This window comes from Photorhabdus sp. CRCIA-P01 (genome assembly GCF_003545805.1).
In the GTDB taxonomy this organism is placed as follows: Bacteria; Pseudomonadota; Gammaproteobacteria; order Enterobacterales; family Enterobacteriaceae; genus Photorhabdus; species Photorhabdus antumapuensis.
Genome location: NZ_NMQR01000017.1, coordinates 60,990 through 74,021 on the forward strand (window position 1 = coordinate 60,990; position 13,032 = coordinate 74,021).

A 13,032-nucleotide genomic window follows, 5' to 3' on the forward strand; every position below is an offset into this window, starting at 1 on the left:
AAATAGACGCTGATAAATAAGGTGGAATAATGCGAGTTGTTGATATTATTCGGCAAACTTCGGCTGCGGGGGTGCAGTTATTTGTTGAGTACGGCAAATTGGGTTTTAAGGTCATGTCAGGTTGCGTTTTTACTCCTGAACTAAAAAACCTGGTGATTGCGAATAAAGCTGACATTATTGCTTTTTTAGCGCCAGATGACGCCATTCAATTGGTGTCATTGGGTGCTGACCAAACGCCATTATTTTTGGTTCCTGGCGCAGGTGCGCCAGTATCATCTTTTATTGATTTAGCCCGGGAAATAAAAAACGATTTCTGCCTCAAGGTATTTGATGCAACGTCTCTGTTCTTGGAAGGGAAAACAGTGACTGTCAAAGCATTGGCTGAACGTTATGCGGCATTACTTTTGCAAGCTTATCCACAAGAGCATTATCGACTGGTGGGGGATTGTGTGGGGGCATGTGTTGCTTTTGAGGTCGCTTTGGCGTTGGAAAATAAAGGGAAAACGGTTGACTTGATAGCGATTGATAGTTTTCTTACCGCCTATGATCGACAGCCTTATACCCGCGAGGAGATCGATGAAGTGAGTGCCGAGTTAGCTCAAGGCATTGAAGGTGAAGCGCTGGAAAGGTTTATTGAAGTTTATAAAGGCTACTCTATGATGGCTTGCAATTATGTACCATCGGCCAGATTAAAGGGCAAGATGACATTCATTTATTGCGAAACTTCCATACAACTACGGGCAGAAAAAAAGAAAATTATTGCATCCTTACAAGATCATGTCACACAAACGATTACTTGTGGCATGGTAGGTGGTGATCATTATTCAGTATTAAAACCGGGTGCCGTTGAAGGTCTGGCTGAGGCTATATTGCGACAACGCTACCGGCCAGAGCCTTCATTCAAAAAATCGAACTTAACCTATCAGGAGTTGCTCGACATTGTGCAATATCGGGCCGATATTTACCGGCCTATGAATAATATCAATCATTGTCACCGAGTGAGAATATCACAGATCGGATGTTGGTTTATTGAGATAGCGGATGGCCGTGCACATATTGATTTCAACGCTGATGATGCAATGTGCGCGCAATATGATTTTTATAGTGAGATTGAAATCAGTGTAGATTCATTAATAGCGTGCGTAACCAGCGAGGAACCATCAGCCGCTATCGCTAAGGCGATATTGGATAATAAAATTCAGGTACAACGAGGAGAAGCGTTGTATCACTTATTATGGATTGTTTTTGGCATAACGGAACCTGATGAGATTTTTTGCTGGATTGATCAACGAGACAGCCAAGATGAGTATTTAGGTGTTCAAACTCATGGAATTACTTTTGACGATAAATGGCATGCCAATTCTCACATTTGTACTCGCTATATGCCTGCTTATTACAGTGTGATTCACAAGGCATTAATGTCTCTGCCGATCGAGTACAGTGACTTTGAATTTATCGATTTGGGGTGTGGGAAAGGGCGATCTATTATATGTGCATCCAGCTACAACTTTAGCAAGATTACCGGAGTAGAAATTGTTGAATCATTGGCATTCATTGCGCAGCAAAATGTTAATGCTATAAAGCAAAAAAATCATATTGAGGTAATACAAGCTGATGCAAATGACTATCGATTTAATGAAAACCATGTGGTTATTTATAACTTTGATAGTTTTTTTAATGATCAGCTTAAGCAAATTCTACGGCGGTTGAAAACAGATGTTTATGACAAAGGCTATAAAGTGTTGATTTTACAAATTAATGGTGATGATGCTATTTATCAACAGTGTTTTTGGTTAACGCCAAAAACAGTTAGCCGAGATTTTATGGGGGGATGGAATATCACTTTGTGGCAAAGTAAAGGTTATTAAAGTTTGGCAATAATAAAATTTTATTTAGGAGTTAATCTCGATGATCTCTGATTTGGTGAAAGCTAATCGGTTAAAAATTATTTTTAATAGTATTGTTGGTGCTTTTAGTGCTTTCTTTAGTATTTGGTTAATTTCCTTGATTACCGATGATGCATTGGAACAGATTAGTGCTGACTTAGTATCATGGACAGTTAAGTTTTTCATCGGGCTCGCTTGTTTATTTATTGTGAGTTCTTTTGCTAATTACCTAATGACAAAGTTAAGTGTCAAAATTATTTTTGAAGTTCGTAGTACCTTAGTGAAGCGTATCTTGAATACCCCTTATGCTATTTTGGATAGGATTGGTGGGCATAAAGTTCAGGCTAGCTTAACATCTGATGTAAGTGATATTTCCAGGGCTATTTCTACCATGCCGCAGTTTATTTATCATGTGATTACCGTGATTGCATGTTTAGGTTTTCTGGCATTCAAATCGATTGATCTGTTTATGGTCACGCTGGTCATTCTCCCGTTGGGGATTTGTGTTTCGCGCTATTTCATTAGTAAAGCCGAAGCTTATGATGAAATATATCGCGATGATTATGATAACCTTCATGAACAGTTTAAGAGTCTAGTAGATGGAGTTAAAGAGCTTAATAACAATGAAAAACGCAAACATTCGTTTTTTAATCGAGGTGTTTTACCCTCATTAGAAAAGATTAATGACTCTGATCTTAAATCAGAAATTTTCTGGAAGCTGAATGAAAATTGGGGACAAATATTATTATTTCTGGTGCTTGGAACTATTTTATTTTCTCATGTTATGTGGGGTATAGGGGAAAGTAACGATATTCTTACCTTTATCTTTATAATGACCTTTTTACTGGGCCCTGTTGATTTTATTTTGTCCTCACAGGAAACCATAGTAAAAGCGCTCATATCTCTGCGTAAGATTGATCGCTTGAGGTTTTCTGAAAACTTATCAATGGAGCCAACTGTAACCAATACAGAAGAGTATAAAGAATGGTCTCGAATTTCCCTGCATTCTATAAGCTTTAAATATACCGGTGAAGGGAACTGTTTTTCTGTTGGGCCGATTAATCTGGATATTCAGCGCGGCGAAATTATCATTATTAAAGGCGGTAATGGCAGTGGTAAGTCAACTTTTGGCAAATTGTTGATTGGCCTGTTGAATAAATCTGAAGGTGATATTTTCATAGATGATAAGGTGGTTAATAAAGATAACCGAGAGAATTATCTGAATATGTACAGTGTTATTCATTCGGATTTTTATCTGTTTGATACGGTCATTAATCGAAAAGGTGAACTTGCTGATGATGAATTAACTCGTCAATATCTGAAAAAATTGGATTTAGCAGGAAAAGTCACGGTTAAAGATGGCAGATTGTCCACAACTAAGCTTTCTCATGGTCAACGTAAACGCCTGGCTCTGGTTATCTCTTATATGGAAGATGCACCTATTTATTTATTTGATGAATGGGCAGCCGATCAGGACCCTAATTATAGAGGGTTTTTCTATAATGAATTACTTCCTGAAATGAAGCGCAATGGAAAAACTATCATCGTTATTAGTCATGACGATAAATATTTTCATATCGCGGACAGAGTTATCACTATGGATAATGGTTTAGTGGATAATATTGAAACTAACGTACATCCTGATAAAGTAGAAAATGCCACTTTGGCGTCCGCTATTTCTACTGTGTAATTATAACAGGAAAGTGTAATTATAATAGGAAAATGTAATCATAATAGAAAATAGATATCAGGGAGATTATTAATGTTGGAACTATTTGAAGATCAAATAGCTGGAATCAAAGAAAGATATGGGAATGACTGTTTAAAAAGAGTAGAGGATATGTTTTATCCTTTATTACAACAAAGAGCACCATTACAAGCAGATGCCAAATATATCATGCCTGGGCTTTCTACCACGCCGTGGTTGGATACGAATTCTTTTCCGCGGTTGCAGCCGTTAGTAACCTCATTGATGAATAATGCAGGTAAAATAAAACAGGAAATTAACGCGGTCATCAGCGGTGAATCCCAACATATAACCGATTATGAGCACTATTTGGGAACTCAAAAAGATTGGAAAGCGTTATATTTGTTCAAAAATGGTCAGCCTAATAACGTAGTTGCCAATATTTTGCCCGCTACATGGCATATTTTTAATAATGAGTTACGGGATTGGCATTGTCCTCTATTGGAAGTTCACTTTTCGGTGTTGCAACCGGGTACAGTGATTAAACCGCATTGTGATTTGTGGAATTTTACCCTTAATTTACATTTTGCGGTCGATATTCCTGCTAGCAATTGTGAGATCATTGTTGCTAATGAAGCCAGATGTTGGAAGGAAGGAGAATGTTTACTTTTTGATTATTCTTATCAGCATGAAGCTTATAACCGTTCAGATAAACATAGAATTTGTTTATTAATGGATATCTGGCATCCCAACTTATCGTTTGCGGAACGAGAAGCACTGGTTTTGATCATTACCGGTATTCGTAAACTTTTCGGTTAGTTTATACCCTATGGATTTCAAGATGCATCGCGACGGCAAGGGAGCGAATCCCCGGGAGCATAGCGAACTATGTGACTGGGGTGAGTGAGTGCAGCCAACAAAGAGGCAACTTGAAAGATGACGGGGATATTTTCTTGGATATGTGTTGCTAGGTATTGGCAACACAGTTTAAAAGGATAGCCTATTATGAATAGAAAGGGGCAATGTATGGTGTCTGATATTCAGGCGTTTGATGACTTCGTTTTTGAGCTTGACTCAACAGAACAGACATATTTAAAGCAGGAATTTTTAGAGTCTATTCTAAAATATGACATTGATAATTTCGAGGAATTTTACTGGAAATGTTTTTATCAATCTTTTCATTTGCCTGTGCGTTTACAGAAAAAGCTATTTGATTTTCGTGCGTTGGAAAATGAAAATTATTTGCTGATAAAGGGATTGCCTATCCCTGATGAGCTTGGTTTAACACCTTTATCTTATGAGCAAACAAATAGTTCTGAGGTGGCGGGTATTCGCACTTTAATATCAACGATTTTATCTCGAATTGGATATGTTTATTCGTTTGTTAATAAAAAGAATTTTAATTTTATCGATGATATTTTTCCAATGGAAAAATATAGAAATATGCAGTTAGGGGCAAACAAGGAATTTTTGGAATGGCATGTTGAAGATGGTTTCCACGATGCGAAAGCTGACTGGGTCGCTTTATATTGCCTGCGTGGCGATAAAAATGCGGAAACCTACTTGTTTCAAACAAAGAATATTCGTTTGGATGCTGAAACTATTGCTGAATTGCAAAAACCAAACTTTGAGATCGATGTCGATCCGACATTTGTGTCGAATACTGGTGGCCGCCGTTGTGTTGCCATATTAAGTCAACATGAAGAGCCAGAAATGATATTTGATCCAGCTTATATGCGTTGTTTAACACCAAATGCAGCAGCAGCGTTGGAAAAATTGAATCAGTGTATTAATGAAAATAGAGAGACCTTTATATTATCTCCTGGAGAAATGTTGCTATTTGATAACCGTAAAGTCGCTCATGCGCGTAGCGAGTATGAACCTCGATACGATGGTTATGATCGCTGGTTACTCAGAGCATTAATATTGGAATCAAAATTCAAAGCCAGAGATTGCTTTTATACAGGCACTTTAAGGGCAAAATAAAAATGACATCATTTAAAACAATATCATTTAAAGCTATATCATTGAAAACTATATCATTTAAAATAAGCGCATTACTGTTGACTATCTTGTTAACAATCAGTTGTAGCGAATTTAAAAGTTACTCAGCAAAGACTACGACAGCATTTGAAGCGAAAATTGCTCGTACTCATTATGGTGTACCTCATATTTATGCGCAAGACTTGGGAAGCCTGAGTTTTGGCAATGCCTATGCTCAAGCACAAGATAATATATGCATTATGGCGGATAGTTACGTGCGCATTAGGGGGGAGCGTGCGCGTTTCTTTGGTGCTGATAGGAATAAGCAGGGTGACTCACTGAATTTAATTCAGGACTTCGGCTATAAAGCCCTAGCTTTGGTGGAACAGGCTCGTGAAAAATGGCCGCAATTAAGTGCTGATTCACAGGTAATTATTGATGGATTTGTTGCAGGTTATAATACCTACCTGTCCCATGTTAAGGAGGGCCGTTATATCTTGCCAAAAGCTTGTCGAGGTCAAGAATGGGTAATACCTATTCAACGTGAGGATGTGCTGGCATATGTATTTTCTATTGCGGTATTTCCGGGTTCTGCTCAATTTCTTGCCGATTATTATGCGGCTGATCCCAATAAAGAAGATCAAAAACAATTGTCTTTAAATATATCTAGGAATAATGGTTATTCCATTGGTTCGAATGGTTGGGCATTAGGCCGTGATAAAGTTGAAGGGGTCAATAGTATGTTATTGGCGAACCCCCATTTTCCTTATGAAGGTGACATGCGTTTTTGGCAAGTTCATCATGTCGTTAATGGAAAGATTGATGTCATGGGAGCCTCCTTAATTGGTTTCCCGGGTATTGTTAATATTGGGTTTAATCACAATATTGCCTGGACTCACACTTATTCACAGGCTGAACATGTCATTGTTTACAAAATGCAAACTGCTGCTAACAATCCGCTGAATTATGTGATTGATGGGGTTATTAAGCCGGTAATGTCGAAGCCGATTCATATTGAAGTCAAAACCGATAGCGGTATTAAAACGGTCACGAAAGATCATTTTTATACTGATATTGGGCCCATTATTGAAAATGAAGACTTTGCTTGGTCCGAGTCTGAATTTTATGTCGTGAAAGATGTCAATCTTTACAATCTTGATATGATTGATCATTGGTTGGCGTTGAATCGAGCGGATAGTCTTGCTGATGCAAAACAATCTTATAAAGATTTTAATGGCTTGGCTTTTAATAACACTTTGTTAACTGGTAAAGAAGGCGTTGGTATTTTTATTGGTGATAAAGCTGTACCGGCATTGTCTCTTGAAGCTATTCAATTATTGAAGGATAACGAAACCCTAGCGGCAGCACGTGAGAAGTATGACGTGACTATTTTACCGGGTAACTCATCATCCATGATTTTTACCGAAGCCTTGGGTTATGATCAGATCCCGCAGCTTGTGGAAACATCCTATGTACAAAATTCCAATGATTCTCACTGGGCAACGAACTTGGAACATTTACTCGAAGGTTTTTCCCCACTTCTGGGTAATGAACGAAAACCCCTGTCGTTCAGAACGCGTATGGGATTGCAACTAATACAGGATGCGGCGGGTGATAATAAGCGATTTTCTCTCATGGAGTTAGAACGGGCGTTATTCTCTGAGCGTTCATATTTAGCCGAACTGATATTAAAAGATGTGGTTGCCCTATGTGATAAAACACAGAACCGATTAATTAGATTGGTGAATGGCATGAAGGTCGATATTACTCAGGCATGTCAATTGCTATCACAATGGAACGGTGAATTTAATGCTGATAGCCGGGGCGCGATTATATTCCGTGAATTAGCTTTTCTAATTGATCAGCAAGAGCACTTTGTCGTACCGTTTGACATAGCCCACCCGGCAACAACACCACGCCAATTAAAACAAAGTGAAGAGTTTGTCACCTTGTTAGCACGAGCGGTTGCTAATGTGAATAATGCGGGGCTGGCTTTAGATACTCCGGTGAGTCAGTTTCAATTTATTGAAAGTACCGCACCTGACGGTAAACCGGCAGATAATCGCATGAGTTGGCCGGGGTTGTTTGGAAAAGAAGGCGGCTTTAATATGATCGCTCCGTGGGATGGGGATGAAACCCTGTTTCCTAAACATCATTATACTGTGGGTAATGATGTGGTGACTGGTGAGGCATTGGAATCGGAGCTAACTGATCAAGGATATCATATTCGTTATGGTTCCAGTTGGATAATGCTGGTGGCATTTGATCAACAAGGACCTAATGCGCGTGGGTTACTCACTTATTCGCAATCTTCTGATATTGATTCGCCTCATTTTGCGGATCAGAGCCGATTTTATTCTCATTATAAACAGCTATTGCCGTTGCCTTATCGGCCAGAAGAGATTAAACGATCAACTATTTCAGAATTGGTTATCCAACATTAGGCAATCAGATTATTTGGGCCTTGGCTGGATAAAATTATTAACTGGCGGATTGGTTCCGTCAGTTATCGAAAATACTATTTATTCTTTGGAACTATATAAATATGATGGATTTTTCTAATTCTGGATGTCAGAAATGTGTAGAGTTCACCATGCCATCTATCGAGGATGTGTTTACTTGTATGCTGGATAGAGTCCCTTTTATTATTCGAGGAGGGGCTGAACAGTGGGTAGCAAGAACGAAGTGGACATGGGATTATTTTCAGCAAAAATTTGGTCATCACCTGATAAAAGTATTTCGATCATCAAATAATAAAGATAATAAATATATGTCTCTTGGTGACTATATTGATTATATAAAAGATGTGGAAGAACCCGATCCTTATTATGCTTCTGCGTGGCAGTTTTCGCTCTATTTTAAGGAATTGGTGAGTGATTATGAGGTCCCTGACTATTTTTCCTGCTTGATTCGTAAGCGTGTTGCAGACGATATTTTGCATAATGAAGCAGCATTACTATTACTGCGCTGGATTTATATGGGGCCTAAAAACAGTGGTTCTCGTTTGCATTTGGACATTGCCTCTACTCATGCCTGGAATGCGGTTATTAGTGGCCGAAAAGAGTGGGTATTTTATGGGCCGGAAGAAGCAGTGAAAATAGGTTATGGCAAAGTTGATGCTTTTAACCCTGATCTGGCCTTATATCCCGATTTCATTCAGGCTCAAGGTATTCATTGTGTACAGAATCCTGGTGATATTGTTTTCACCCCTTGTACACACTATCATCAAGTTAAAAATTTGGAGTCAGGAATTTCAATCACTGAAAATTTTATTAATGACACGAATTTGGAGCTTGTTAAGAACGCTATAACTAACGACGATGATATATCACCTGAACAGGCAAGTTTTATTCGGATATTGATTCCTGAATTAGGTTAATTGTTGGAAACAAAGGGGGGTTAATGGCAGTAATAAGATGAAAACATGCTTTGGGGCCAACACGAATGGCGTTTTTAATGCCGATTATTATAGTCAGGCGACTTGGCCTCGTCGGCTGACTATATTGGGTTGAAGCGGGCTATTCTACTTTGTAAAAATGGGTAGCTTTATCCAATGTGCCGTAAAACTCCAGTCTTTCAGAGGGTGTCAAATTGCTAAGCATGCAGTTATTGTGGCAGATTGGATTTTGGGTATTTTGGGTCGAATTCATGAAAAAAATCTGGCTAATTTTAGAAAAACATCAAATTTTGTCGTCAAAGCGACATTCCTGCATAAAGTGTTTTAACATTTGACTGTTAAATACGTACAATCCCCTCCCTGGATGTGTTCTCTACAGAATAGGCTTGGTTTGTCACTGATCCAATTTTACACATCGCGGAGCCGCCTGCCAGCTTGGCTCGGTATATTCGCGATACTGATGTTGTTCATTGCGCCAGTGATCTCCCGGTCACTGGAACATGCGTGCATTGGTGAGGCTCATTCATCGAGAGTGGTCGATTGCCATAGGGTGATGTCATCTGACGATGATATGCCTTGGAATATGTCTCATTCTGACATTGCTTCTGTATCACCGGGCTCTAACCATCATGATGGCATGCCGATGAGTATGCATGCGGGTGCTGGTATGTCGATGTTGGAGGATATTGCCTGTGGATACTGCGTTTTTCTGATTCATGTACCTATATTGGATCTGGCGAATACACCGCTATTTTGGTCAACTTCGCTGACTTCACGGCCACCACCGATTCAAACCGTAGCTTCCTTTCTGCCGCATTTCATCTTTTCTGATTCATTGCCTCGTGCTCCGCCTGAACCGATCTCATCTCATTGATTTAAACGTAATGAAATCTCTTGTCCTGCTCATTGTTGAGTCAGGAGAAGTTTGTTCATACCAAAAACGATTTGGTTGGATTCTATAACGTATTCCGTTTTTGATAGCAATATTGCTTCGGAGCGCGGATGCACATTAAGGAAAGATGATGTTTGAAAAAAATTCTTCTTATAAAAAAAATATGCTGGCCCGTTGTATTAGCTCGGCAATGCCGCTTTTTTTGCTGGCTGCTTTTAATGGATATGCGGTTGAAACTACATCAGATTCGCACGATCATGCGAATGGTCCAAAAACCAATGATGGTGATGTGATTACCGTCACCGCGCCTTTGTATTCTCCTTTATCAATCGTCACTTCCCCAAAAACGCCTCGTCAGCCAGTGCCGGCAAGTGATGGCTCTGATTATTTGAAAACCATTCCCGGTTTTTCACAAATCCGTAATGGTGGTACCAATGGTGATCCGGTATTTCGGGGCATGTTTGGTTCGAGGATTAAGCTCCTGACTGATGGCGCGGAAATGTTAGGAGCGTGTCCTGGCAGAATGGATGCGCCTTCATCCTATATTTCGCCAGAAAGTTATGATTTGCTGACAGTCATTAAAGGGCCTCAAACGGTATTGTGGGGGGCCGGTGCTTCAGCAGCAACCGTAAGATTTGAACGTGAACATCCTCGATTTGATGAGCCGGGAGTCAAATTCAATGCCAGTGGATTGAGCGGTTCAAATGACCGTTGGGATGGCAATGTGGATGCTAGTATGGGTAGTGAATTGGGATATTTACGTTTAATGGCAAATAAATCCCGTTCAAATGACTACAAAGATGGCGGTGGGTATCGTGTCCCTTCACGTTGGGATAAATGGAATAGTGATCTGGCGTTGGGGTGGACGCCAGATAAAGATACATTGCTCGAACTGACAATGGGTAAGGGTGATGGAGAGGCCCGTTATGCTGGACGTAGCATGGATGGTTCGCAATTCAAACGTGAAAGTCTGGGCGTCCGTTTTGAGAAATCTCACCTCGGTGAGGTGCTTGATAAGGTTGAAGCCCAAGTTTATTACAACTATACCAACCATATTATGGACAATATAACCTTGCGTTCTCCGAATAGCGCTATGTCAATGAGTATGCCTGCTTCGAGTTGTAAACATGGGTGTGGTATGCACATGAATATGAACCACGGTATGTCTATGCAACTGGACCGCCGTGTTGTCGGAGGGCGAGTCATGGGCACCTGGTTATGGCAAGACTTCAAATTGGAAAGTGGTGCGGATACGCAAACCAATACCCACCGTAATAAAGCAGGTAATGGATGGCAAAAAGATGCGCAATTCTATAATTATGGCCTGTTTGGCGAGCTAACTTGGTCTGCCACGGAACAGAACGAATTGATAACCGGTGCCCGTCTTGATCGCAGCCGGGTAAAGAAATTTGCTAGCAATGGTGAAAAAGAGCGTAATGATACCTTGCCGAGTGGTTTTATGCGTTTAGAGCATACTCTGGCTGATGTGCCAATGATGTTTTATGCCGGTATTGGTTACACCGAGCGTTTCCCTGACTATTGGGAACTGTTCTCGCCTACATATGGTCCGGCGGGGAGTATCGGTGCTTTTGATGGAGTAAAAAGTGAGAAAACCACTCAGCTTGATATTGGTGCTCAATATACCGGGGAACATTTTAATGGTTGGGTATCCGCTTATATAGGGCGTGTAAATGATTTCATTTTATTTAGATATAGCCCGACAAATGCCCGTATCAGTCAGGCTGATAACATCAATGCCAATATCATGGGCGGAGAAATGGGCTTTGGTTACCAATTGACAGATCATTGGAAAACGGATGCCAGCCTTGCCTATGCTTGGGGAGAAAACCGGACGGATAACAAGCCGATGCCTCAGATCCCACCTCTGGAAGCCCGTCTCGGATTGACCTATGAACGTGGTGATTGGAGTAGTACTGGTTTGTGGCGATTGGTGAGCAGCCAGCATCGGATTGCTGTGGGGCAAGGCAACGTTGTCGGCAAAGATTTTCAAGATAGTCCAGGTTTTGGCGTGCTTTCTGCCAACGTGGCCTATAAGGTTAACAAAAATGTAAAAGTGAGCGCTGGCATTGACAATATCTTGGATAAAGAATACAGCGAACACCTCAACCTTGCCGGTAATGGCACCTTTGGTTATTCAGCGAATACCTCAGTGAATGAACCCGGCCGGACAGTGTGGGCGAAAGTAGATGTAAAATTCTAATGAGAAAATGGCGTCCAATTATTGGACGCCAATATTTGTTTGCCCTTTTCCTGATCGATAACTATTTCTTGTTACCGATATACGGATAAACTTTTACATAATCAACATCGAATGTGGCGGTTGTTTTATTTATCGGGCCATAACCTTGTGCTGGATAACTGCGCGGTACTTCGGAGCTCAAAATAATATATTGGTTGGCGATTGAAATGGGGATTTGTTCCAGACCAGATAAATGTTGAGGAACACTATCAATATAAAATGTATAGCCACTCGGTGTCCATGCCACGGCAAATTTATGGAATTGACCATCAGCAAGTTTATTTGTAGACAATTTCTTTGACCATTGTTTATGAGCGCTGCCATAACCATTCCAGTGAATGGCATGATCATATTGATCTTGTTTAGCCTCGGCTAAGTGTTCAAATACATCAATTTCGACACCTGATTTTTCTGGATTTGTTAAATCGTGACCCATTGTCGGTGACTGTACCCAGAATGCGACCTGATTACCTTCAGCGCGATTAAATCTGACAGCGGCTTCCCAATAGCCATATGCTTGTAGGAAACTTTTTTGTGTTGAAATCATGCCGCAATAATTTTGTAGCTTGCCAGAAGAACTATCGGAATAGGTTTTTATAGTTAAATGACCATTTCGCACGATAACGGCTGATTGAGTATTAATACAATTTTTTCTGACGCCCAGGCCACGGTGATCCCATTTTTGACTATTAAGTGTTATGCCATCGAAATTATCTTCGAATGAGGGAGTGGAGCTAAATTCATTGGGGATTTTTGCCGAAGCATACCCGCAGATCAATGAACTTAATAACAACGTGTGGGTTAGCTTAATTTTCATCTATTTTCCTTGTATGTTTGACGTGAATAATAGCCATTTAGGCGTTATGACGCGTTTTCTTAGGATGAGTAACTTAATCGAATATTGGCGACAGGGTTACCGACTTAATT

The 13,032-nt window shown here is 40.2% G+C and carries 9 protein-coding genes; 8 read left to right on the plus strand and 1 reads right to left on the minus strand.

Annotated elements, in window-relative coordinates:
* Positions 1 to 29 precede the first annotated feature (29 nt).
* The 8 genes from D3222_RS12230 (at position 30) to D3222_RS12270 (ending at position 12,066) form a co-directional block, all read left to right on the plus strand.
* Positions 30 to 1,868 carry a thioesterase domain-containing protein gene (locus D3222_RS12230; protein WP_118986414.1) on the plus strand — a complete coding sequence of 613 codons (1,839 nt, stop codon included), beginning with the start codon at positions 30 to 32 and terminating at the stop codon, positions 1,866 to 1,868.
* Positions 1,869 to 1,908: 40 nt separating this feature from the next.
* Positions 1,909 to 3,576, plus strand: a complete 1,668-nt coding sequence (locus D3222_RS12235; protein WP_118986415.1) for a cyclic peptide export ABC transporter — start codon at positions 1,909 to 1,911, stop codon at positions 3,574 to 3,576.
* Between the two features lie 72 nt (positions 3,577 to 3,648).
* Positions 3,649 to 4,392, plus strand: coding sequence for an aspartyl/asparaginyl beta-hydroxylase domain-containing protein (locus D3222_RS12240; protein ID WP_118986416.1), 744 nt, complete (start codon positions 3,649 to 3,651; stop codon positions 4,390 to 4,392).
* Positions 4,393 to 4,599: 207 nt separating this feature from the next.
* Complete coding sequence (locus D3222_RS12245) at positions 4,600 to 5,559, plus strand: TauD/TfdA family dioxygenase (RefSeq protein WP_118986417.1); 960 nt, start codon at positions 4,600 to 4,602, stop codon at positions 5,557 to 5,559.
* Positions 5,560 to 5,636: 77 nt separating this feature from the next.
* Complete coding sequence (locus D3222_RS12250; protein WP_232832496.1) at positions 5,637 to 8,000, plus strand: acylase; 2,364 nt, start codon at positions 5,637 to 5,639, stop codon at positions 7,998 to 8,000.
* Positions 8,001 to 8,149: 149 nt separating this feature from the next.
* Entirely contained in the window at positions 8,150 to 8,935 is a 786-nt protein-coding gene (locus D3222_RS12255) for a cupin-like domain-containing protein (protein ID WP_118986437.1), read from the plus strand.
* Positions 8,936 to 9,317: 382 nt separating this feature from the next.
* Complete coding sequence (locus D3222_RS12265; RefSeq protein WP_255417030.1) at positions 9,318 to 9,827, plus strand: DUF2946 domain-containing protein; 510 nt, start codon at positions 9,318 to 9,320, stop codon at positions 9,825 to 9,827.
* Between the two features lie 145 nt (positions 9,828 to 9,972).
* On the plus strand, positions 9,973 to 12,066 hold the full coding sequence (locus D3222_RS12270) for a TonB-dependent copper receptor (protein ID WP_198672796.1): 2,094 nt from the start codon (positions 9,973 to 9,975) through the stop codon (positions 12,064 to 12,066).
* A 61-nt stretch (positions 12,067 to 12,127) separates the two neighbouring features.
* Here D3222_RS12270 and D3222_RS12275 read toward each other — a convergent pair whose 3' ends face one another.
* Positions 12,128 to 12,922 (minus strand): glycoside hydrolase family 16 protein, encoded by a 795-nt coding sequence (locus tag D3222_RS12275; protein ID WP_118986422.1) that lies wholly within the window; start codon positions 12,920 to 12,922, stop codon positions 12,128 to 12,130.
* Positions 12,923 to 13,032: the final 110 nt, after the last annotated feature.